Genomic DNA, 21052 nt, shown 5'->3' with positions numbered 1-21052 from the left:
GCCAGGCGAGCTGGGAGGAGCAGAGCAATGGTGGAGGTTCACGACGGCCCGCCGATGGACGGGTTCTCGGTGCCCCTGCGCCTGCACAACTTGTTGCTGGCCCTGGCGGGCCGCATCGACGACAGCGCGCTGACCGAAGCGCGCGAGCTGATCGCCCGCGCGCACATCGACGAAGCGGTGGAGCTGACCACCGGCACGCTCATCGCGGGCCGCATCCCGGTGAGCTCGACCGAACAGCGTGAACTGGCGCTGGTGCTCGAGATGAGCCGGTCCGATGCGACGCTCGCCAACGACCTGCTGGTCGACGAGGCCGAGCAGGTCCACGGCCACCGCTTCACCGGGGACAACCAGCCCGAGTTCGGGCTGGCTGAGGCGCTCGACCGCACCCTGCAGGTGCTGCCGGACGTCCGCTCGGTGCACGCGGTGTGGCGCAACACGCCGGCCGGCAGCGTGCCGGGCGCGTTGCCGCAGCGCGTGGTGCTGGTGGAGCTGGGCCCCGAGGGCAACCCGCCCGCGGTCGCTTTCCGCGTCGACACGGCCCTGCGCCGCGCCGGCATCCGCTCCGTCGTCGAGGTCAGCGGCCCGGGCGTCGCGCGGTCCGACTACCACCAGTCGGCCTCGGCCGTCGCGACACCGGTGTGGGTCACGGGCAGCACGCACACGACCACGGACTACCGGCCCGAGCCGGTGGTGACCCCGCCGCCGCCGGCCCCCGTGCCGACGCCGGCGCCGGCCCCCGTGGTCGAGCCCGTCGTCGAGGCCCCGAGCCGGCACAGCATGCGGGCGGAGCCGGACCAGCCGGTCGCGCCCGTGGTGCCGATCGTGCAGAACCCGCCGGTTTCGCAGACGGACAACCCGCGCAAGTCGCGGTCGGAGACGCGTGCCGAGCGCACCGCCGACCTGACGCCCGCCGAGGTCGCCCAGCTGCGCCAGGCGCTGGCCGAAGACCCCGAGAAGGGCCGCGAGATCGCCGCGGGCAAGCCGAGCCTGCACGAGGTCGTCGAGCTGCCCGCTCTCGACCTGGACGACCCGAGCCTGTCCGAACGCGATCGCGCCCTGCTGCGCGAGCTGCACGAGGAGCTCGCCGAGCGCGAGCGCGCCGAGGCGGCTCGCCTGCGGCTGAACGGTGCGTCGCGCTCCGGCGGTGGCGACCAGCGGTGGTCGTCGTCCTGACGGTCTGACGCTCGACGCAGCCCCCGGCCCGCTTGCGGCCCGGGGGCTGCGCTGCGTCGGCGATATGTCACAAGTTGCGGGCGTCAGGTCACGGCTGCGAGGTATGTTGCCCCGGTGGATCGGCCGCGTGAATTCGTCTTCGACATCCCCGTGGGGGCCGGCGTGGGCACGAAGGCGAACGCCGACGGGCCGCCCGTGACACCCAAGGACGCCGCGACGGTGATCCTCGTGCGCGACGGGTCCCAGGGCGTCGAGGTCTTTCTCCAGCACCGCGTCAAGGGCATGCCCTTCGCCGGCGGCATGACCGTGTTCCCCGGCGGCGGGGTGGACCCGCGCGACGCCGACGCGTCCGTCGCGTGGGCCGGGCCCCCGGCGAGCTGGTGGGCTGGGCAGTTCACGTGCGACGAGAGCCTCGCCCGCGCGCTCGTGTGCGCGGCGGTGCGCGAGACGTTCGAAGAGTCCGGCGTGCTGCTGGCGGGCACCGAAGACGCCGTGGTCGCCGACGTCACGCCGTACGGCGAAGCCCGCAAAGCCTTGGAGAGCCGGGAGATCTCGCTCGCCGCGTTCCTCGAAGACGCCCGGCTGACGCTGCGCGCCGACCTGCTGCGGCCGTTCGCGCACTGGGTGACCCCGCCGCAGGAACCGCGCCGCTACGACACGCGGTTCTTCTCCGCGAAGCTGCCCGAGGGCCAGCGCGCGGACGGCGCGACGTCCGAAGCCCACGCCACCGGCTGGCAGCGCCCCGCCGCCGCGATCGGCGACGCGCGCGAGGGCCGCCGCACGCTGATGCCGCCGACCTGGCTCACCCTCACCGACCTCGACGAGTTCGCCACGGCCGACGACCTGCTCGCCGCGCCGCGCGAGATCGTGAGGACCATGCCGACCCTGATCCAGGACGGCGACAAGTTCCGTGTCGTGCTCGACCCGACGGAGGCCTGAAGGTGACCGCTCCCGCGTACGGCGTGCTGCGCCGCGTCTCGGAGAACGCGCAGGTGCTGCTGGAGAACAACCCGTCGACGATGACGCTCGAGGGCACCAACAGCTGGGTGCTTCGCGCGCCCGAGGCGTCGGCCGCCGTGGTCGTCGACCCGGGGTACCACGACCTGGAGCACCTGGAGAAGCTCGCGGCTGTCGGCGCTGTCGAGCTCGTGCTGCTGACCCACCACCACGCCGACCACGCCGAGGGTGCGCCGTGGTTCGCCGAGCGCGTCGGCGCGCCGGTGCGGGCGTTCGACGCGTCGCTGTGCCTCGGCGCCGACCCGTTGGCCGACGGCGAGGTGCTCACCGCGGGCGGGCTCGAGTTCCGCGTGCTGCACACGCCCGGCCACACCGACGATTCCGTGTCGCTGCACTTCGCCGGCCGGCTCCTCACCGGTGACACGATCCTCGGCCGCGGCACGACCGTGCTCAAGGACCTCGGCGACTACCTGCGGTCCCTGCGCAAGCTCATCGAGCTGCCCGACGGCACGCCCGGCCTGCCCGGACACGGTCCGGAGCTGCCGAACCTGCCCGCGACGGCTCGCGAATACCTCGCCCATCGGGAACAGCGGCTGGACCAGGTGCGTTCGGCGTTGAAGGTGCTCGGGGCGGACGCGTCGCCGCGACAGGTCGTGGAGATCGTGTACGCCGATGTCGACCGGGCGCTGTGGGCGCCCGCCGAGCAGAGCGTGCGGGCGCAGCTGGACTACCTACGTGCTTCGGAGGACGGGCGATGAGTGACGTCGAGGTCGAGTTCTACTGGCGGCCGGGCTGCGGCTTCTGCGCGGCGCTGCGGCGGCCGCTGATGGCGAGCGGCCTGAACGTCAAGGAGATCAACATCTGGGAGGAGCCGGGGGCGGCCGAGCGAGTGCGCGCGGTGGCGGACGGCAACGAGACCGTGCCGACCGTGATCATCGGTTCGACCGCGCTCGTGAACCCGACGTTCGACGAGGTCGAGGCCGCGGTGAAGGCCGAGTCCGCCGCCTGATCGCTTGCGCGAGGGCCGCTCACCGGTGGTGGTGAGCGGCCCTCGTGCCGTTCGGCACTGTCGTGTTCAGAACGCGGTGAGCAGCGGGCTGTCGATCACCGGCCGTTCGCCGTGCAGGAACTGTCCCCAGATGCGCCGGAGGTCCCCGACGTCGGGGAGGCCTTGGGGGGCGCCTTCGAGCAACGCCGCACCCGGCGTCTCGTCGTGGGTGCCGAAGAGGAACGGGACGTCGATGCAGTGCGCGGCGCCGTACGGGTTGCCGGGCGCGCCCCAGTCGAAGCGCATGAGCGTCGCGTCCGGCCCGAACTGCTTGGCCAGCCTCGGCAGGTCGCCGCTGAACAGCGCGGTGGTGCGCCGCTCGATCTCCTCCGGGGGCGCGTCCGGTCCGTAGGCGCGGACCTCGTCGCGGGTCCAGCTGAGCAGGGCGCGCCCCGGTTTCGCGGCGGCGATCAGGTCGCCGGCGACGAGGTCGTCATCGGCGACGAGCTGGAACGGCGGGACGATCTGGCCCTGCAGTTCCTTGGCGAGGACGCCGAGCCCGTCGAGCAGCCGGTCGGCCGGCAGGGTGGCGAGATCGGTGGGCCCGGCGCCGAGAGCGGCGAGGTACTTCTCCGCCCAGCCCGCGGCTTCGGCCGGGGTTTGCGGCGCCAGGCCGACCGGGGCGCTCTGCAGCGCCACCTGGTGCACGAGGCCCTGGGCGCGCGGGGCGGACCAGAGCGTGAGCGTCGACTGCGCGCCCGCCGACTGGCCGGCGAGCGTGACGCGGCGGGGGTCGCCGCCGAACGCCGCGATGTTGTCGCGCACCCACTCCAGGGCCGCGAGCTGGTCGGCGATGCCGAGGTTGGCCGGGGCGACGCCGTCGAGCGCGAGGAACCCGAACACGCCGAGGCGGTAGTTGATCGTGACGACCACCGCGTCGGCGTCCTGCGCCAGCCGCGTGCCGTCGTACCAGTCCTGGCCGCCGGAGCCGGTGACGAACGCGCCGCCGTGGATCCACACGAGCACCGGGCGGCTGCCGGTCGTCGAGGGCGTGAAGACGGTGAGGGACAGGCAGTCCTCCGACTGCGGCAGCGACATCGGCCCGATCACGGGCGCGAGCCGGGACGGCGGCTGGACGGCCGCGGGGCCGGGTTCGAGCGCGTCGCGCACGCCGGTCCAGGGTTCGGCCGGGGTGGGCGGCTGGAAGCGGCGCTGCCGGGCGTATGGGATGCCGCGGAACGCGCCGTTCGCGCCGCGGACCTGGCCGGTGCTGGTTTCGACGATCATCGTGCTCACCTTTCCGCGAAGCCGAGGGCCGCGCCGCCCGCGTGGGCGGCCGGGACGAAGAAGCCGTCGCGCGTGTCGACGGTGGGGACGCCCGCTTCGGCGGCGAACTTCCTTGCCGCATCGAGGTTTTCGACGGCGACGGTCTGCGCCGCGAAGTACGGCAGGCGGGGTGCTAGCTCACCGGGGAGCACTTCGTCGAGCCGACCGGCGGGGACGAGGTCGAGCCGGCCGGTGCCGAGCGGGAACGACGTCCCCGAGGGCGGCCGGCCGAGGATCTGCTCGTAGCGCTCGAGGTACGCGGGCAGTTCGGCGTCGGCGACCACGAGCTGCACGCTGTGGAGACCCTTCGCGCCGTTGGGGTGGGTGAGGTAGCGGGGCTGGTGCACGTATTCGGGCGTGAGGTGCTCGGCGGTGTGCAGGATGCCTTCGGGGGTGCGGTCGCGCCGGAGGTGAACGCTGCGGAAGCGTGCGGTGCGGGGGCCTTCGGGCAGGTCGACGTCGCGCTGGAGGGCGAGCACGCCTGAGGTCGAGAGCCCGGCTTCGCGCAGCCGTCGTTCGGCGGTGGCGGAGTCTTCTCCGCCGAACGAGAGGCCGTGCAGTCCGTCGCCGAGCGCGACGATCGGGAGGACGTGCCACGGGTCGCCGGCGTCCGCGTCGACGATGCCGATCAGCTCGATGAACGAGTCGCCGAAGTAGGCGCAGCGGTTGGCGGTGCAGCTGAGCGCGGGCTCGCTGCCGCTCGTTCGGGCGGCTTTGTGCCGCGAGGGCGGGCTGAGGGTGAAGCCGAGGCGCTCGTGCAGCTGCCAGACGGCGGCGTAGTCGCGAGCGAGGAAGACGGTGTGGTCGAGGTTCATGGGGGGCTCCGTTCTGACTCCGTCGACTGTCGCCTTCCTTGGCGGTTCGGACTGGTCGTGGACGAGATGTGCTCGATATCCGACAGGATCTAGGCTGTTCTGGTGGATTCCGATCAGCTGGACGAGCTCGACCGGCGGCTCGTGCACGCGTTCCAGCTCGACGGGCGCGTGCCGTTCAGCCGGCTGGCGCAGGTGCTGGACGTGTCGGACCAGACGGTGGCGCGTCGCTACCACCGGCTGCGCTCGACGGGTGTCGTGCGGGTGGTCGGTGTGCCTGAGGTGACGGTGCTGAGGCGCGTGCAATGGCTCCTGCGCGTGCGCTGCATGCCCGAGGCCGCCGGGGCCATCGCCACCGCCCTCGCGCGCCGCGACGACACGACGTGGGTCAGCCTCACCTCGGGCGGCACCGAGATCGCGTGTTACACGTCGGCACCGCGCCAGGAGGCCGATTCCGGTCTGCTGCTCGGCCAGTTGCCGCGCACGCCGCGCGTGGTGTCCGTGACGGCGCACCGCTTGCTCCGGCGCTTCGCGGGCGGCCCGTCGGGGTGGCCCGGCCGGGCGAGCGCCCTGTCGCCGGAGCAGGTTGCCGCGCTCACGCCTTCGCCCGCCGCTGTGCCCCTGCGTTCGGAACCGGGCGACGAGGGCCTGTTCGCCGCGCTGGCCCACGACGGGCGTGCCGCTTTGTCGACCTTGGCCGCCGCGTCGGGCCGCTCGGAGACGACCGTCCGCCGCCGCCTGGACCACCTCCGCGCCTCGGGTGCCCTGTACTTCGACGTCGAGGTCGACGCCGTTCGGCTCGGGGCCTCCCTGTCGGCGCTGCTGTGGCTCAGCGTCACGCCCGCCCGTCTCGACGCGGTCGCGCGCGAGGTCGCCACCTACGCCGAAGTCGCGCTCGTGGCGGCCACCACCGGCCCCACCAACCTGGTCATCTCCGTCGGTCTCCGCGACGACGACGCCCTCTACACCTTCCTCGCCACCCGCCTCGGCTCCCTCCCGGGCGTCCAGCACATCGAGACGGCGCCGATGATCCGGACGATCAAGCGGTCCGGCAGTTGGCAGTCCTGAGGCCGGAGTCAGCGGGGCAGCATCGGCATCAGCAGGTACGTCAGGTCCACCTCCTGCTCTTCGGCCGCCCGCACGACGCACGCCCGCAGCCCCGGCTGGATGGCCAGCCGGACGGTGGTGCCGGAGAAGGGGGCGAGGGCGTCGAGGAGGTAGCGGGCCTGGAAGGACGGCGAGGTGCGGCCGCCGCAAACGTTTGCCTTCAGGGTTTCCTCGGCTTCGCCCGTGTCGGCACGGGCGCTGGCCAGGCGGACGTGCGAGTCGCCCACTTCGAGCGTGAGGACGCGGCGGTCTTCGGCGTACACGCCGACTCGGCGGACCGCCGCGGCGAGCGCGTCGGCGGGCAGCGCGACCTCGGTGTCGACGGCGTCGCGGGGGATGGTGTCGGCGGAGAGGAAACCGGCGTCGAGGACGGCGGTGGTGAGGGTGCCGCCGGGCCAGCCGAGGCCGAAGTGGGCGGGGTCCGCGTGGAGGCTGACCGGGCCCGACGCCTGGCGCGTGGCCTCGGTGAGCAGGCGCGCGGGCACCAGGACGTCGAGCGGCCCCCACGCCGCTCGCACCGGCACCCGCGCCACCGCCATCCGGTAGCGGTCCGACGCGGTGAGCACGAGGTCGTCGCCGTCGGTCTGCACGCGCACGCCCGTGAAGACCGGCAGCGGGTCGTCCTTCGCGGCCGTGCCGGCAACCGTGCGCACGGCCGCCGCGAACACCGATCCGTCTACTTCGGACAGTCGCGGTGGCTGCGCGGGCTCCACCCGGGCACCCCGGTCCAGCAACGGCAAGGCGAAGCGCGCCCCTTCCACGCGCACCGCCAGCCGGCTGCCCTCGACGACCAGCCGCACCACGTCGGCGTCGAGCATCTTCACCGTCTCGGCCAGCGGGGCCGCCGGCACGAGCACCTCCCCGTCGACGTGGGTCGTCGCCGGGCACGCCAACCGCACCGACAGGTCACGGTCGCTGGCGGCAACCTCGAGCCCACCCGCATCGGCGCGCAGCCGCACCGCCACCCGCGGCACCAGCCGAGCCGCGGCGTTCACAGCCGCGGACAACCGCCGCGTCGGAGCCGTCACATCCATGCCCGACAAGCTAGCGATGGGCACCGACAAAACCGCGGGCCGGACCGTTGACCAGTGAAAACGAGCAAACGATCGACCTCTCCGGGCCCACCGGACCCGGCTGCGGCAGCCATCCGCCGACACGCCTCGAAGCTCACCGAGGTGGCTGAGCTCGGAAGGTGCCGCGAGGCTGCAGGCTCGCTGAATTGGCGGAGCCGCAGCCCAGCCAAGGGCCGGTCGCTCGGACACCGTCGCGCACAGCCCGGCCGATTGCGACGTCGGGCCCCGCAGTCGCCTGCCGGACCCGTCGCGCGATCCAAGGAGTCGCAGCTGACTCCGCTGACTTGGCGGAGCCCCGCCGCGCGCAGCCTCGGCTGAGCACGAAAACGGGCCCGGCACTCACGCGCCGAGCCCGTCTCCGCATACCGCCAGCGGCCTACCGCCCCGCGGGCACCAGTTCGCCCGAGTCGGTCGGTTCCGGGGCCTGCTGCCGCACCGTGCCGCGCATCAGCCAGACGACCGCGGCCAGCGCGAGGCCGGCCGCGCCGGCCGCCAGGAACGAAGCGCTCGGGCCGGCGTGTTCGACCAGGTAGCCGCTCACGGACTGGCCCGCGGCGAGGCCGAGCGTCACCGCCGTGAGGACCCAGCCGAAGGCCTCGGCCGCGGTGCCGCTCGGGGCGACGACCTCGATGGCGGTCGAGTGGGTCGTCGACTGGGGCGTGATGAGGGCACCGGCGAGCAACATCAGCAGCGCGAGGCCCCACAAGGACGACGGCAGCGCCAGCAGCGCGACCAGCGCCCCGAACCCGCCCAGCAGCGCGGGCAGGCGCAGGCCGAGCCGGCGCGGCCAGGGGTGCAGGCTGTAGGCCACGCCGAACGCCACCGACGTCAGCGACCACGCCGACAGCAGCAAGCCGCTCAGCGCGGCGTGGCCGGATTCGGTTGCGGCGGCGGGAACGGCCACCTCCACGAAGCCGATCACCACGCCGAAACCGAGCGCGGCCACGGCCAGCGTCCGCATGCCCGGGCCGGCGAGCGCACCCAGCAGCCGGGACTTCGCCCGCGGCGCCGGGCCCCACGCGCGCACCGCCGGGCTCAGCGCGAACACCGTCGCGCCCGTCGCCATCGCCGCGGCGCCCACGACCATGCCGGTGCCGGCCCACGGCGCCGTGATCAGCAGACCCGCGATGCCCGGGCCGAGGATGAAGAACACCTCCATGCTGATGGCTTCGTACGAGAAGGCCGCGTTGCGCGCGGAGCCTTCGGGCAGCAGCTTCGTCCACAACGCTCGCGAAGCCGAGCCGATCATCGGCTCCGAAAGGCCCGTCGCGGCGGCCAGCGCGACCAGCACGAACGTCGCCGCGTGTGCCTCGATCGCGACGGCCAGCGCGGCCATCGACACCACGAACAGCGCCACCACGGCCAGCAGCGGACGCGTCGGCCCGTAGCGGTCGATCAGGCGCCCCTGCACCACCGCGCCCACGGACACGCCGACGAGCGAGCTGGCGGAAACCAGCCCCGCTGCAGCGAAAGAACCGGTTTCGCGCTGCACGTACAGCAGCGCGGAGATGCCGATCATCGCGATCGGCAAGCGCGCGAGCACCGACGCGACGACCGGGCGGCGAGAGCCGGGCGCCCTCAGCGCGGCACGGTAGTCGGCGAGCGTTGTGCGGCCTTCGGAGTGAGCAGAGTGGGACACGCGTACCAGTATGCCGGGGAGTGGTACGAAAGTACCAGTTATTTTCCGGTCAGCTGCGTCACCGTCGGACCGGGGCCGGGAGTTACGCCGCTGAGGTCTCGATCCTGTAACGCTCTATGGATTCTCAGTGAACTCGTGCAACGAAATGGCCGAAGGGGCGTCCTTGAGAGTGAATGGCCTTGAATTCGTGGGTAGGGGCCATGATGGTTGAACAACAGCACAAACCCAGCTCCCTCCGGCGTACGGGTCGGGGCCTGAACCGGAGGGCGGGGAGCGCGGATCGTCGGGGGATGGTCCGCGCGCACGCGAGGAGCCGGTGCGCCACGTCGGGGGTGGCGCCCGGCTCCTCGTCATTTTTTGCCCTTCGCGTCCCAAATTCCGCGCGCGACACGGCTCGAACCGCCGAGTCCGCTCGTGTGGGGGACGGGCATCACTCCGGGAACGCCGAAGGCCACCCGCCGCGCGAACGCGAGGGGTGGCCTTCGAACGAGACGAAACTCAGCGAGCGCGCCGCGCCAGCCGCTCCGGGTCGAGGATCAGCACGCTCTTGCCCTCGAGCCGCAGCCAGCCGCGGTGGGCGAAGTCGGCGAGGGCCTTGTTGACGGTCTCGCGGGAGGCGCCGACGTACTGGGCGATCTCCTCCTGCGTGAGGTCGTGGGTCACGCGCAGCAGGCCGGCCTCCTGGCTGCCGAAGCGCTGCGCCAGCTGAAGCAGCGCGCGCGCCACGCGGCCGGGCACATCGGTGAAGATCAGCTCGGCGACCATGTTGTTCGTCCGGCGCAGCCTGCGGGCCACGACGCGCAGCAGCTGCTCCGCGATCTCCGGCCGTGTCGAGATCCACTGGCGCAGCGCCGGGCGGTCCATGGTGACGGCGCGGACCTCGGTGACCGTGGTCGCGCTCGACGTGCGGGGGCCCGGGTCGAAGATGGAGAGCTCGCCGAACATGTCGGACGGGCCGAAGATCCCCAGCAGGTTCTCGCGGCCGTCCGGTGACTTGCGGCCGATCTTGACCTTGCCGGACTGGATGATGTAGAGCTTGTCGCCCGGCTCGCCCTCGCTGAAGATGACATGGCCGCGGGGGAACTCCACGGATTCCAAGGTTTGGGCCAGCGCCTCAGCGGCTGCCGGCTCAACACCCTGGAAAATGCCCGCACGGGCCAGGGTTTCGTCCACCTCGGGTGCCTCCTCGTCGAGAAACGATCACTTCCTCCGCAGGTCGGAGGCAGTGTCGCCGATCACTTTCGCGTCAGTCTAGGGCGTGTCGGCGAGATCGCCCGTCGGCTCGCCGCGCAGGGCGCGGGGGTCGGAGACGATCTCGCACGAACAGGGAGCCTAACTCCGCACGCGTCGCGCGCGTAGCCTGGCTGCCCGTCCGCCCAGCCTGCGGAGCCGGAACAGCTCCAGCGCACGGCCGATGCCGTGGCCGTACAGGGCCCTGACCTCGTTGGGTTGTGCCTGCTCCAGGAACTCCTCGACCTCGTTCTCCTGCACCGCGACGTGCTTGAGACGGCTCTCCACGCGCTCCATGAACAGCGCGAAGAACATGATCACCAAGGGGACCAGGATCACGAACCACGCGGTCATGACGCGGATCCACTACTGAAAGTAAGCATCGCTCCAGATCCTCGCTCCTCGCGGCACACGGTGCGCCGAGGTGGTGCTCTGGCGTGTCGGCCGTCCACCGGCGGGTGCTCCCGCCCGGCTCGTCCGACGCGCCCGTAGGCTATCGGGGTGCCACCTGCCGTCACGAACGCCCCCCGAGAGGACGCCGGTGAGAGCCGGCTCGCCTTGGTGAGACGCGCCCGGCGTATGAAGCGTTGCCTCGACGAGGTTTATCCGGACGCGAAAGCCGAGCTCGACTTCACGAATCCGCTGGAACTGCTGGTCGCGGTCGTGTTGTCGGCGCAGACGACCGACGTCCGCGTGAACATGGTCACGCCCGCGCTGTTCAAGCGCTACCCGACCGCGGCCTCCTACGCGGGCGCCGATCGCACCGAACTCGAGGAATTCCTCAGGCCCACCGGGTTTTTCAGGGCCAAGGCCAACTCGGTGATGGGACTCGGCGCGGCGCTCGTCGAGCGCTTCGACGGTGAGGTTCCCAACAAACTGGACGATCTCGTCACGCTGCCCGGCGTGGGGCGCAAAACGGCCAACGTCGTGCTCGGCAACGCGTTCGGCAAACCCGGCATCACCGTCGACACGCACTTCGGCCGGCTCGTGCGCCGCTGGGGGTGGACGGTCGAGGAGGACCCGGTCAAGGTCGAGTTCGCCGTGGGTGAGCTGATCCCGCGCAAGGACTGGACGATGCTGTCCCACCGTGTGATCTTCCACGGTCGCCGCGTGTGCCACGCCCGCAAGCCCGCCTGCGGTGCCTGCCCGCTCAAGAAGGACTGCCCCTCCTACGGCCTCGGGCCCACCGAGTTCGAGGTCGCCGCGAAGCTGGTCAAGGGCGAGGAGCGTGAGCACATCCTCGAGCTGGCGGCGCGCGGGTGACAACGGTCACCAAGTGGGCACTCGGCGTCGCGGTCCTGGTGGTCGCGGTGCTCGTTGCCGTGCTCACGACGCGCGGGGGCTCGAAGGACGCGCCGGCGGCGACCGGTGACCTCACCGCCGCCCGCGCCGCGGCCGCCCTGCAGGCCTGCCCGCCCGCCGCGTCCGGTCCGGCCGTCGGGCAGCTCTCCGGCATCCAGGCCGACTGCCTCGGCGACGGTTCGCGCGTGGCCGTCAGCAAGATCCTCGCCGGCGGCCCGACGCTGGTGAACGTGTGGGCCTCCTGGTGCGTGCCGTGCCGCACCGAGCTGCCGGTCCTCCAGCGCTACGCGGCCGAGCCCGGCGCCGTGCGCGTGGTCGGAGTGCAAACCGCCAGCCCGGCCGCCGACGGCCTCGGCCTGCTGCACGACCTCGGGGTCCACCTGCCGTCGGTCTACGACGGCAACGACCAGGCCGGGCCGATCCGCACCGCGCTCAAAGTCCCCTCGCTGCCCGCGTCGTACGTGGTGACGCCCGACGGCCAGGTGCACTTCATCTCGAACCCCCGCACGTTCGACAGCACCGACCAGGTGCGCGCAGCCGTGAAGGACTACTCATGACCGGTCCCCTCGTCGAGCCCGAAGCCGTGCCGGAGTGGCTGCGGCCGCTGGTCAAGGTGGCCGGTGACGTCGACAGCCGCACGTTCACGCGCTTCGACCTCGACCCCGAGCAGCTCACGCGCTCGGCCGCGGTGCTGATCCTGTTCGGCGAGCGCGCCGACGGTCCCGACGTGCTGCTGCAGCGCCGCGCCGACACCCTCGGCTCGCACGCGGGCCAGGTCGCCTTCCCGGGCGGCGGCGCTGAGGACGGCGACGGCGGACCCGTCGGCACGGCCTTGCGCGAGGCCGAGGAGGAGACGGGTGTGGACCCTTCCGGCATCCTGCCCGTCGCGATCCTGCCGCAGCTGCCCGTGCCCGTCTCGCGCTTCGCGGTGACGCCGGTGCTCGCCTACTGGCACACACCTTCGCCGGTGCACGCGGTCGACCCCGGTGAGACGGCGGCCGTCGCGCGCGTTTCGATCGCCGACCTCGCCGACCCGGCCAACCGCTTCCGCGTGCAGAAGCGCGGCAGCTCGTGGCGCGGACCGGCGTTCGACGTGGAGGGCCTGTTCGTGTGGGGCTTCACCGCCGGTCTGCTGTCGGTGCTGCTGTCGCTCGGCGGCTGGGAGCGCGAGTGGGACACCGGCGACGTGCGTGACCTTGACGTAGCGTTGGCCGAACACCGGGCCAGAAACGGGGCGCCGGGAAGGGCGGACGAGGGGTGACGGCGTGAACTGGGTCGATGTCCTCGTGGTGGTGCTGGCGGTGCTGGCGGCCGTCTCGGGGGCGGTCCAGGGCGTGATCGTCGCCTTGCCCGCGCTGATCGGGGTCGCCATCGGCGCCGTGCTCGGGGTGAAGCTGGCGCCGTTCGTGATCGAGCTGTTCGACAACCCCGTGGCGAAGGTGGCGTTCGCACTCGCCGTGGTGGTGTTCCTCGTGGTGCTCGGGGAGACGCTCGGCGTGTGGGCCGGGCGGAAGCTGCGCCAGAAGATCAGCCCGAACCGGGTGTCCGGAGTGGACAAGACGCTGGGCGCGATCGTGCAGGCCGCCGCGGTGTTCGTGGTGGCGTGGCTCGTCGCGAACCCGCTGACGACCGTATCGGCGATCCCGGGACTGGCGAAGTCCATCAACTCCTCGGTCGTGCTGGGTGAGGTCAACGACCTGATGCCGGCCGAGGCGCAGGGCCTGCCGAGCGACCTGCGCAAGCTGCTCGACGCGTCGGGTTTCCCGTCGGCGCTCTCGCCGTTCGAGAAGGCGCCGGCGGCGGACACCGCGCCGCCGGACACGTCGATGAACGTCACCGCGGTCGCGCGCCGGGTGCACCCGAGCGTGGTGAAGATCCGCGGCAACGCGCCGTCGTGCTCGAAGGCGCTGGAAGGCAGCGGGTTCGTGATCGCGCCGCAGCGCGTGATGACCAACGCGCACGTGGTCGCCGGCACCGACGAGGTCGGCATCGAGTCGACCCGCGGCGACTACCGAGCCCGTGTCGTGTACTTCAACCCCGAGGTCGACATCGCCGTACTGGCCGTGCCGGGCCTGAGCGCCCCGACGCTGCCGTTCGCGCAGGAGACGGCCAGCGCCGGGGACAACGCGATCGTGCTCGGCTACCCGCTCGACGGTCCGTACACCGCGACGCCCGCCCGCGTGCGCGGCCGCATCAACCTGCGCGGCCCGGACATCTACGACGCGAACACCGTGCAGCGCGACGTGTTCACCATCCGGGCCACCATCCGCAGCGGCAACTCCGGCGGCCCGATGATCACGCCGGACGGCGACGTCATCGGCGTGGTGTTCGGCGCCGCGGTGGAGGATCCGGACACGGGCTTCACGCTCACGGCGGACCAGGTGCGCGCGGAGGTCGCGGCGGCGCCGTCGCAGACGACGAACGTCAGCACCGGCGCCTGCGCGAGCTGATTACCAATCCGGCTACAAGTAGGCCACCCCCGGGGCGCGCCGTAACCGTTGCTACGCAAGTCGATGGCCGTGGCTGCGGTCGGATCAGTGATGAACGGCGCAGTAGCCGAGGAAGTCCACAACGGACTTCGTCACGCGGTCCGGTTCCTCCAGGTGCGGGAAGTGCCCGACGCCCGGCCAGATGCGCGGTTCGCCGTGCGGCCCGGCCCAGTGCACGGACTCGCGCGCGGTCTCCGGGACGATGCACGTGTCCACGGCGCCGTGCAGCTGCAGGACCGGCGCGGCGACGCGCGTGCCCACCGCGTCGGTGAAGCGGCGGCCCTCGCCGCGGAACTGGGCGCGGAAGGCCCAGCGGTAGTACTCCAGCGCGGAGTGCGCCACACCCGGCACGAGCATCGCCTGGCGGAACAGCGCCATCGAGGTGGCGAAGTCCGAAGAGGACCGCCACGCCGGTCCGGACCAGGCGTGGAAGAGCGCTTCGACGTTGGCGGCGCCGTCGCGCACGAGCCACCGCTCCGGCGCCACCGGCACCTGGAAGCGGAACAGGTGCCCGGCCGCGCGGGCCTGGCCGCCACGCGGGCGCAGGGCCGACCGGAGCACAGCGGACTTGAGCGCGAGCGGGTGCGCGGCTCCCACGGCCGTCACGGAAGCCACGAGCCGGGGGTGCAGGGAGGCGACCGTCCACGCGAGCATGCCGCCCCAGGCGTGCCCGACGAGGTGGGCGCGGCGCGCGCCGAGGGCCTTGATCAGGCCGCCGACGTCACCGGCGAGGGTCCACGCGTCGTAGCCGCGCGGGGGCTTGTCGGAGTCGCCGTAGCCCCGCAGATCCACGGCCACGGCGCGGAAACCGGCATCCGCGAGGCCGCGCAGCTGGTGGTGCCACGTCCACCAGAACTCGCCGAACCCGTGGAGGAACAGGACCAGCGGTCCGGTGCCGGCTTCGGCGACGTGCAGCCGGATGCCGTTGGCGGAGACGTCGCGGTGCGTCCACGGCCCGTCGATGCGGACGACCGACGGGTCGGGCGTGAGCTGCACTGGTTCGCACCAGGCCGAGCGCGTCAGGGACGCGTCGCCGGCAGGTCGTCTTCGGCGCTCCGGCGCGGCTTCAGCGCGGCGGCCGTCTCCTTGACGCTGTCGATCGTGCGCTCGGGCGCCTTGATCTTCTTCACCTTGCGCCAGCCGAGGAACGCCGTGATCGCGGTGGTCAGCAGCATCAGGCCGAACACGGTGAGGAACGCCGGCCAGCGCACGCCCCACCAGTCGGACAGGATCTCCGCGATGAACAGGAACAGGAAGTAGGTGCTGTAGAGCCCCACGGCGAGGGCGATGAGGAAGTAGACGCCACCCTTCATGCCCTTCTTCGCCTCGCCGACCAGCTCCGCCTTCGCCAGCTCGACCTCGGCCCTGACCAGCGTCGACAGGTGCTGGGTGGCGTCGCCGACGAGTTTGCCGACGGACTGTTCGGCGGCTGCGGCCTCTTCGTCACTCGACAGGGGCAGGTACGGCACGGCCCCCACGCCGTCGGGGCCGGTGCGTCCGTGTTTGGGGCTGCTCACCGGGTCATCGTGCCACGGACCCCTTCGCCAAGCGCGGCGGACCGCCGGGAGTGTCGGGATCAGGTCCGCCGAGCGTGTGCCCGGCTGCGCCGCAGCAGCAGTCCGGCCGCCGCCAGCGAGGCGATGGCCGACGCGATCAGCACCGCCGCCTTCGCCAGGTCGGTGTCCGGTCCGGTGAGCGCGAGGTCGGCGATCAGCAGGCTCACCGTGAACCCGACACCGCCGAGCGCCGCGAGCGCGCACAAGTCGCGCCAGCTCGTGCCCGTCGGCTTCTCCGCCACGTGCAGCTTCACCGCCAGTGCGCTCGCGCCGAGGATGCCCACGAACTTGCCGACGACCAATCCGAACAGGACGGCCAGCGGCAAGGCCGTGGTGAACACGCGGCCCAGCGCGTCACCGCTCACCGAAACACCGGCGGCGAACAACGCGAACACCGGCACCGCGACGCCGGCGGACCACGGCTGCAGGCGGTGCTCCAGGCGCACAGCGGGCGCTTCGTCCTCACCCTCGTCGGGCTTCACGCGCGTGAGCAGCCCGAGCGCGACGCCGGCGATCGTGGCGTGGATGCCCGCCGAGTGCACCGCGACCCACGTGACCACCGCGAGCGGCACGTACAGCCAGGGAGTGCGCACGCGCTTGTGCTGCAGGTACGCGTATAACCCGAGCGCCACCACGGCGACGCCCGCGGCCACCAGGTTGAAGCCCGCCGTGAAGACGATCGCGATCACCAGGATCGCGCCGAGGTCGTCGACCACCGCCAGCGAGAGCAGGAAGACCCGGGCGCTGGCGGGGAGGTTCGACGCGGTCAGGGCCAGCACGCCGAGCGCGAACGCGATGTCGGTGGCCACCGGGATCGCCCACGCCTGGCCGAAGCCCGGCGTTGAGCTGCCGATGGTGAACGCCACCACGGCCGGTACGACCATTCCGCCGAGGGCGGCGATCACGGGCAGCACCGCCTGCTTGACCCGCGACAGCTCGCCGACCACGAGTTCCCGCTTGAGCTCCAGCCCGGCGACGAAGAAGAACAACGCGAGCAGGCCGTCCTTCGCCCAGTCGCCGACCGAGAGGTTCAGGTGGAGGAACTCCGGCCCGAGGTGGAAGTCGCGCACGGCCCGGTAGACGTCGCCGGCCGGCGAGTTCGCCCAGATCAGCGCGACGGCCGTGGCGACCAGCAGGATGATCCCGCCGGTGGTCTCCGTGCGCAGGTAGCGGGCGAATTCGGCGGCGGCTCGGCGGGGTGCGTTCACGGGCAGGACCTCCGGGTACGGCAATCGGTACGGACTGTTGCCGACCAGGCTTCCCGGCACACCTTGAACTCATCTTAACGAACGCGAAGTGTCCGTAAGCGGCGCAAATGACCCTTCCCACACCCGGTCCGGTGTTCCGTTCACGCGTTTGCCTTCTAGCATGCCAACCAGAAACGACAACGTTGTCCAGGACAGGAACGAGACAGTTGTGAGCACCTCCATCGAGGTCCAGCAGGACACGAGGTTCTTCGGGCACCCACGAGGACTGGCGAACCTCTTCGGCGTCGAGATGTGGGAGCGGTTCTCCTACTACGGGATGCTCGGCATCCTCGCCATCTACCTCTACTACTCGGCCGACAAGGGCGGCCTCGGCATCGACCAGGGCGCCGCGCTCGGCATCGTCGGCGCGTACGGCGGCACGGTCTACCTCGCCACCGTGATCGGCGCGTGGGTCGCCGACCGGATCCTCGGGTCCGAGCGCACGCTGTTCTACAGCGCCGTGCTGGTCATGCTCGGCCACATCGCCCTCGCGCTGCTGCCGGGCATGACGGGCATCGGCGTCGGTCTCGCGTGCGTCGCGGTCGGCTCCGGTGGTCTGAAGGCCAACGCGACCGCCGTCGTCGGCACGCTCTACGCCGAGGGCGACGAGCGGCGCGACGCCGGCTTCACGATCTTCTACATGGGCATCAACCTGGGCGGGTTCATCGGCCCGCTGCTGACCGGGCTCGCCCAGTCGGAGGTCGGTTTCCACCTCGGGTTCGGCCTCGCCGCGATCGGCATGGCGCTCGGCCTGATCCAGTACACGCTCGGCCGCAAGAACCTCGGCGCGAAAGCCTCGGAGGTCCCCAACCCGCTGCAGCCGTCGCAGCGCTGGCTCTTCGTCGGCATCGCGGTGGTCATCGTGGCCGCGATCGTCGCGCTGATCCTGTCCGGGGTCGTCGGCCCGGAGAACCTCGCCGACGTCGTCGTCTACGTGGTCATCGCGATCTCGGTCGTGTACTTCGTGGTCATCCTGACGAGCCGGAAGATCACCTCCGAAGAGCGCAGCCGCGTGTTGTCGTTCATCCCGATGTACATCGCGAGCGCCGCGTTCTTCTCGCTGTACCAGCAGCAGTCGACCGTCGTCGCGGCCTACAGCGACCAGCGGCTCAACCGCGACCTGTTCGGCTGGCTCATGCCCGTGTCGTGGGTCAACTCGATCAACCCGGTCTTCATCATCATCCTGGCGCCGATCATCGCCGCGATCTGGACGAAGCTCGGCGACCGGCAGCCGTCCACGCCGATGAAGTTCGTGCTCGGCACGGTGCTCATGGGCATCGCGTTCCTGCTGTTCCTGCCGATGACCGGCACCGGCCAGAACGGCAGCCCGCTGATCGCGCTCGTCGGCATCCTGCTGGTGTTCACGGTCGCCGAGCTGATGCTGTCGCCGGTCGGGCTGTCGCTGTCCACGAAGCTCGCGCCCAAGGCGTTCCGGACGCAGATGGTGGCGCTGAACTTCCTGTCGGTCTCACTGGGCACCGCGATGTCGGGCAAGCTCGCCGAGTCCTACGACGTGCACGACGAGACGCCCTACTTCAGCATCATCGGCGGCGTCGCGATCGTCGTCGGCCTGGTGCTGCTCGCGTGCATCCCGTTCATCAAGAAGCTGATGAAGGGCGTGCACTGATCATCCGACGGTGGTGCCGAACAGCACCCCGACGAAGTAGGTGACGAGCATGGTGAGGGCGCCGACGCCGACGTTGCGGAGGATCGCGCGCCCCACCTGCGCGTTGCCGAGCTTCGCGCTCACGAACCCGGTGAGCGTCAGGCCGACCACGACGGCCAGCGCGCACGCCCACACGCGCACGGACACGGCCGTCCACGCGATGGACAGCAGCGGCAGCAGCGCGCCGATCGTGAACGCGAGCAGCGAAGCCCACGCGGCCTGCCACGGGCTCGTGAGGTTGTCCGGGTCGATGCCGAGTTCGGCCTCGGCGTGCGCCTGCAGCGCGTCCTTCTGCGTCAGCTCCTGGGCGACCTGCGCGGCGAGCTCCTTCGACAGGCCCTTCTCCTCGTAGATCCCGGCGAGTTCGCGCTCCTCGGCCTCCGGCATCGTTTTCAACTCGTGCTTCTCGAGCCGCAGCAGGGCGCGTTCCGTGTCGCGCTGGGTGCTCACGCTCACGTATTCCCCGCCGGCCATCGAAAACGCACCGGCGACGAGCCCCGCGATTCCGGCGGTGAGGATCGCCGTGCTGCTGGTCGTGGCACCCGCGACCCCCACCACGATGCCGGCCACGGACACGATGCCGTCGTTCGCGCCGAGAACCCCGGCACGCAGCCAGTTCAGCTTGCCGCCCACGTCGTCGTGCGGTTCGTGGGAGAAGTGGGATTCCATCGTGTCCACCGTTTCGGTCACGAGAATAGTGAAACACGGAATTCCCCCGGCCGCGACACATTGTCCCTGTCGGCTGGACTACATTAAGCCAGGGTTTCCTTATTTAATTGTGCCTTGCCTACGCCCGAATTCAGCCGATCGGCTCGGGCAGCGGCGCCACGGTGTAGGCCAGGTCGATGACGTCGCCGGTGGCGGGGTCCGTCATCGCCACGCGCCAGCTCTTGCCGAACTGGTCCACGGCCGGGTCCATCGGCAGCGTGCCCGACAGCAGCGCGGTGCCCGGCGTCGCCAGGCCGCGCTCCTGGAGCACCGGCAGCCAGTACGCCGGCGGGAGCAGTTCGGCGAGCGTGCCGTCCTGCAGCAGCACGCCGTCGACCCACGACTGCAGGCGGACGGCGTCGAGGTCGGCGAGGTCGGCGAGCCGCCACGCGCGCCGAGCCAGCACGTCCGGGGCCGCGTTCTTGCTCCAGGCCACGCCGTGGACCTCGAGCGCGCGGTCGGTGTGGTCGCACGCGGCGGTGAGCAGCACGCCTTCACCGGTGATCACGAGCGCCCACTCGGCTTCGCCGGACGTGCGCGCGTGCTGAGCCGGCACCGTCTCCGTCTGCTGCGCGAGGTACGGCGCGATCGGGTACAGCGCGGGTGTCACCGACGGCGCGGGCACGCCGAGTTCGGCGAGTTCGCGCACGTGGGCGGCCACGTCGTCCTGGCCGCGCCCGGCGTAACCGGCGTTGAGCAGGGTGTGCACGGACGTCGTCACTTCCGAGCCGTCGAGCAGGGTGAAGCGCACGTGGAACCTCCGGGAGTCTTGCGTCGGGCCGTGTATACATGGAGTATATCCGCACGGCCACAGATGTCACCACGGCCGCGAGCCCCGTGTTCTGCCCCGCGGGCGGTCAGCGGCCACGTCGGGGTGGCGCAGGCGAGGAGGTCCGCGGAATGAGCTGGCAGGAAGTGTCCACTGTGGAAGGACAGGCGCTCGTCGGCGGCACAGCGTTCGTCCGCGAACGCGAGCGTGCGGCGCACGGCCTGGTGTACGAGATCCGCTACCCGGCGGGGGTCGTCTCACCTGTGCACAGCCACGACCACGACAGCGTCAGCTACGTCCTCGAAGGCCGGCTCACCGGTGAGGTCGACGGTGAGCCGGGCGAGTTCGGACCTGGCGACACCGTGGTGCACCCGCGGGGCGTACCCCATCGCGTGACGGCCATTGTGGACAGTCGTTGGCTCGAGTTCAAAGCCCCGCTGCCGGGAAACCCGCCCCTGGCATGACGAAGGCCCGGCACCGCGAAGTGCCGGGCCCTCGGTCAGAACTGTCAGACGTCGAGGTCGGCCAGCGCCGCCTTGGCGGCCTCCAGCTCGGCCTCGAGCTGCGCGACCTTCGCGGCCTGCGCCTCACGGGCCTGGTTGATGACCTCGTCGATCGGAGCCGACAGGTCCTCGTGCAGCTCCCGCGCGGCGCGCGAGACGGCGGCGGCGGGGATCTCCAGGCCCTTCGCGACCCACTTGCTGCCGTTCTTCAGCTCGGCCTGCCACTCACCGTCGGCCGTGCCGGTGACGGTGAGGGTGAGCTCAACCGTGCGGGTCTTCTTCGCCGTGGACGCGGCGGCCTTCGGCCGGCCGCGCTTCGGCTTCGGTGCTTCCTCGGCGGGCTTCTCCTCGGAAGCGGGGGCCGGCTCCGCCGAATCGGAAGACGACGCCGCCGGGGTGGCGGGCTCCGTGGCCTCCGGGGATTCGGTGGCCTGCGCTTCGCCCGCAGTGTCCTCGTCGTGCGTCAAGGCTTCCACGGTCATTCGTGTCGTCTCCTTGCCCGGGTAG

Annotated in this window: 23 protein-coding genes; 11 read left to right on the top strand and 12 right to left on the bottom strand. The window is 71.7% G+C overall.

Annotated elements, in window-relative coordinates:
- Positions 1-27: 27 nt before the first annotated feature.
- The 4 genes from ACIA77_RS08075 to ACIA77_RS08060 all read left to right on the top strand — a co-directional run bounded on the left by ACIA77_RS08075 (position 28) and on the right by ACIA77_RS08060 (position 3139).
- The gene (locus tag ACIA77_RS08075; protein ID WP_395885073.1) at positions 28-1173 is read left to right on the top strand and encodes a hypothetical protein; all 1146 of its coding nucleotides are present in this window, start codon (positions 28-30) and stop codon (positions 1171-1173) included.
- 114 nt (positions 1174-1287) lie between these two features.
- Positions 1288-2112 (top strand): NUDIX hydrolase, encoded by an 825-nt coding sequence (locus ACIA77_RS08070; protein WP_395885072.1) that lies wholly within the window; start codon positions 1288-1290, stop codon positions 2110-2112.
- Positions 2113-2114: 2 nt separating this feature from the next.
- A complete protein-coding gene (locus ACIA77_RS08065; RefSeq protein ID WP_395885071.1) occupies positions 2115-2888 on the top strand; it encodes an MBL fold metallo-hydrolase in 774 nt (257 codons plus the stop codon).
- Complete coding sequence (locus tag ACIA77_RS08060; protein WP_395885070.1) at positions 2885-3139, top strand: glutaredoxin family protein; 255 nt, start codon at positions 2885-2887, stop codon at positions 3137-3139. Before ACIA77_RS08065 ends, ACIA77_RS08060 begins: the two co-directional genes overlap by 4 nt.
- A gap of 66 nt (positions 3140-3205) precedes the next feature.
- Here the strand turns inward: ACIA77_RS08060 and ACIA77_RS08055 are convergent, their stop codons facing one another.
- Positions 3206-4405 (bottom strand): carboxylesterase/lipase family protein, encoded by a 1200-nt coding sequence (locus ACIA77_RS08055; RefSeq protein ID WP_395885069.1) that lies wholly within the window; start codon positions 4403-4405, stop codon positions 3206-3208.
- A 5-nt stretch (positions 4406-4410) separates the two neighbouring features.
- Complete coding sequence (locus ACIA77_RS08050) at positions 4411-5259, bottom strand: VOC family protein (RefSeq protein ID WP_395885068.1); 849 nt, start codon at positions 5257-5259, stop codon at positions 4411-4413.
- Positions 5260-5361: 102 nt separating this feature from the next.
- Here ACIA77_RS08050 and ACIA77_RS08045 point away from each other — a divergent pair, with 102 nt between their 5' ends.
- Positions 5362-6324 (top strand): Lrp/AsnC family transcriptional regulator, encoded by a 963-nt coding sequence (locus ACIA77_RS08045; protein WP_395885067.1) that lies wholly within the window; start codon positions 5362-5364, stop codon positions 6322-6324.
- Between the two features lie 8 nt (positions 6325-6332).
- On the opposite strand, the gene ACIA77_RS08040 is transcribed toward ACIA77_RS08045, so the two are convergent.
- From ACIA77_RS08040 to ACIA77_RS08025, 4 genes are all read right to left on the bottom strand, one after another.
- Positions 6333-7397, bottom strand: a complete 1065-nt coding sequence (locus ACIA77_RS08040; RefSeq protein WP_395885066.1) for a DNA polymerase III subunit beta — start codon at positions 7395-7397, stop codon at positions 6333-6335.
- 415 nt (positions 7398-7812) lie between these two features.
- Positions 7813-9075 (bottom strand): MFS transporter, encoded by a 1263-nt coding sequence (locus tag ACIA77_RS08035; protein ID WP_395885065.1) that lies wholly within the window; start codon positions 9073-9075, stop codon positions 7813-7815.
- Between the two features lie 498 nt (positions 9076-9573).
- Positions 9574-10248, bottom strand: a complete 675-nt coding sequence (locus ACIA77_RS08030) for a Crp/Fnr family transcriptional regulator (protein WP_204092840.1) — start codon at positions 10246-10248, stop codon at positions 9574-9576.
- 159 nt (positions 10249-10407) lie between these two features.
- Positions 10408-10659, bottom strand: coding sequence for a hypothetical protein (locus ACIA77_RS08025; RefSeq protein WP_204092841.1), 252 nt, complete (start codon positions 10657-10659; stop codon positions 10408-10410).
- Positions 10660-10884: 225 nt separating this feature from the next.
- Here ACIA77_RS08025 and nth point away from each other — a divergent pair, with 225 nt between their 5' ends.
- Genes nth through ACIA77_RS08005 form a run of 4 tightly spaced genes read left to right on the top strand, consistent with a single transcriptional unit; the run spans position 10885 to position 14057 of the window.
- Complete coding sequence (gene nth / locus ACIA77_RS08020; protein WP_395885064.1) at positions 10885-11568, top strand: endonuclease III; 684 nt, start codon at positions 10885-10887, stop codon at positions 11566-11568.
- On the top strand, positions 11565-12164 hold the full coding sequence (locus ACIA77_RS08015; RefSeq protein WP_395885063.1) for a TlpA family protein disulfide reductase: 600 nt from the start codon (positions 11565-11567) through the stop codon (positions 12162-12164). The genes nth and ACIA77_RS08015 overlap by 4 nt, the downstream gene beginning before the upstream one ends.
- Positions 12161-12868 (top strand): NUDIX hydrolase, encoded by a 708-nt coding sequence (locus ACIA77_RS08010; protein WP_395885062.1) that lies wholly within the window; start codon positions 12161-12163, stop codon positions 12866-12868. The genes ACIA77_RS08015 and ACIA77_RS08010 overlap by 4 nt, the downstream gene beginning before the upstream one ends.
- A gap of 4 nt (positions 12869-12872) precedes the next feature.
- A complete protein-coding gene (locus tag ACIA77_RS08005; protein ID WP_395885061.1) occupies positions 12873-14057 on the top strand; it encodes a MarP family serine protease in 1185 nt (394 codons plus the stop codon).
- Positions 14058-14141: 84 nt separating this feature from the next.
- On the opposite strand, the gene ACIA77_RS08000 is transcribed toward ACIA77_RS08005, so the two are convergent.
- Genes ACIA77_RS08000 through nhaA form a run of 3 tightly spaced genes read right to left on the bottom strand, consistent with a single transcriptional unit; the run spans position 14142 to position 16860 of the window.
- On the bottom strand, positions 14142-15092 hold the full coding sequence (locus ACIA77_RS08000; protein ID WP_395885060.1) for an alpha/beta fold hydrolase: 951 nt from the start codon (positions 15090-15092) through the stop codon (positions 14142-14144).
- Between the two features lie 23 nt (positions 15093-15115).
- On the bottom strand, positions 15116-15613 hold the full coding sequence (locus tag ACIA77_RS07995; RefSeq protein WP_395885059.1) for a phage holin family protein: 498 nt from the start codon (positions 15611-15613) through the stop codon (positions 15116-15118).
- 59 nt (positions 15614-15672) lie between these two features.
- Positions 15673-16860 carry a Na+/H+ antiporter NhaA gene (nhaA, locus tag ACIA77_RS07990; protein ID WP_395885058.1) on the bottom strand — a complete coding sequence of 396 codons (1188 nt, stop codon included), beginning with the start codon at positions 16858-16860 and terminating at the stop codon, positions 15673-15675.
- A gap of 208 nt (positions 16861-17068) precedes the next feature.
- On the opposite strand from nhaA, the gene ACIA77_RS07985 reads away from it, so the two are divergent.
- Positions 17069-18526 carry a peptide MFS transporter gene (locus ACIA77_RS07985; RefSeq protein ID WP_395885057.1) on the top strand — a complete coding sequence of 486 codons (1458 nt, stop codon included), beginning with the start codon at positions 17069-17071 and terminating at the stop codon, positions 18524-18526.
- Here the strand turns inward: ACIA77_RS07985 and ACIA77_RS07980 are convergent, their stop codons facing one another.
- Both ACIA77_RS07980 and ACIA77_RS07975 read right to left on the bottom strand, forming a co-directional pair.
- Positions 18527-19255 carry a VIT family protein gene (locus ACIA77_RS07980; RefSeq protein WP_395885056.1) on the bottom strand — a complete coding sequence of 243 codons (729 nt, stop codon included), beginning with the start codon at positions 19253-19255 and terminating at the stop codon, positions 18527-18529. It abuts the gene before it with no gap.
- A 109-nt stretch (positions 19256-19364) separates the two neighbouring features.
- Positions 19365-20024, bottom strand: a complete 660-nt coding sequence (locus ACIA77_RS07975) for a DUF2848 domain-containing protein (RefSeq protein ID WP_395885055.1) — start codon at positions 20022-20024, stop codon at positions 19365-19367.
- 149 nt (positions 20025-20173) lie between these two features.
- Here ACIA77_RS07975 and ACIA77_RS07970 point away from each other — a divergent pair, with 149 nt between their 5' ends.
- Positions 20174-20506: a cupin domain-containing protein gene (locus ACIA77_RS07970; RefSeq protein WP_395885054.1), complete on the top strand. Its 333-nt coding sequence runs from the start codon at positions 20174-20176 to the stop codon at positions 20504-20506.
- 44 nt (positions 20507-20550) lie between these two features.
- On the opposite strand, the gene ACIA77_RS07965 is transcribed toward ACIA77_RS07970, so the two are convergent.
- Complete coding sequence (locus tag ACIA77_RS07965) at positions 20551-21027, bottom strand: DUF6319 family protein (RefSeq protein ID WP_395885053.1); 477 nt, start codon at positions 21025-21027, stop codon at positions 20551-20553.
- Positions 21028-21052: the final 25 nt, after the last annotated feature.

This window comes from Amycolatopsis sp. NPDC051903, assembly GCF_044452505.1.
GTDB lineage: Bacteria > Actinomycetota > Actinomycetes > Mycobacteriales > Pseudonocardiaceae > Amycolatopsis.
Note: the sequence above shows the minus strand (reverse complement) of the source record. Positions and strands in the feature narration are given on the sequence as shown.

Excerpts from the sequence above, each read along its gene's own strand:
- ACIA77_RS08075 (WP_395885073.1), top strand. The coding sequence starts at position 28 with ATGGTGGAGGTTCACGACGGCCCGCCGATGGACGGGTTCTCGGTGCCC.
- ACIA77_RS08060 (WP_395885070.1), top strand. The coding sequence starts at position 2,885 with ATGAGTGACGTCGAGGTCGAGTTCTACTGGCGGCCGGGCTGCGGCTTC.
- ACIA77_RS08055 (WP_395885069.1), bottom strand. The coding sequence starts at position 4,405 with ATGATCGTCGAAACCAGCACCGGCCAGGTCCGCGGCGCGAACGGCGCG.
- ACIA77_RS08050 (WP_395885068.1), bottom strand. The coding sequence starts at position 5,259 with ATGAACCTCGACCACACCGTCTTCCTCGCTCGCGACTACGCCGCCGTC.
- ACIA77_RS08040 (WP_395885066.1), bottom strand. The coding sequence starts at position 7,397 with ATGGATGTGACGGCTCCGACGCGGCGGTTGTCCGCGGCTGTGAACGCC.
- ACIA77_RS08025 (WP_204092841.1), bottom strand. The coding sequence starts at position 10,659 with ATGACCGCGTGGTTCGTGATCCTGGTCCCCTTGGTGATCATGTTCTTC.
- nth (WP_395885064.1), top strand. The coding sequence starts at position 10,885 with ATGAAGCGTTGCCTCGACGAGGTTTATCCGGACGCGAAAGCCGAGCTC.
- ACIA77_RS08010 (WP_395885062.1), top strand. The coding sequence starts at position 12,161 with ATGACCGGTCCCCTCGTCGAGCCCGAAGCCGTGCCGGAGTGGCTGCGG.
- ACIA77_RS07970 (WP_395885054.1), top strand. The coding sequence starts at position 20,174 with ATGAGCTGGCAGGAAGTGTCCACTGTGGAAGGACAGGCGCTCGTCGGC.
- ACIA77_RS07965 (WP_395885053.1), bottom strand. The coding sequence starts at position 21,027 with ATGACCGTGGAAGCCTTGACGCACGACGAGGACACTGCGGGCGAAGCG.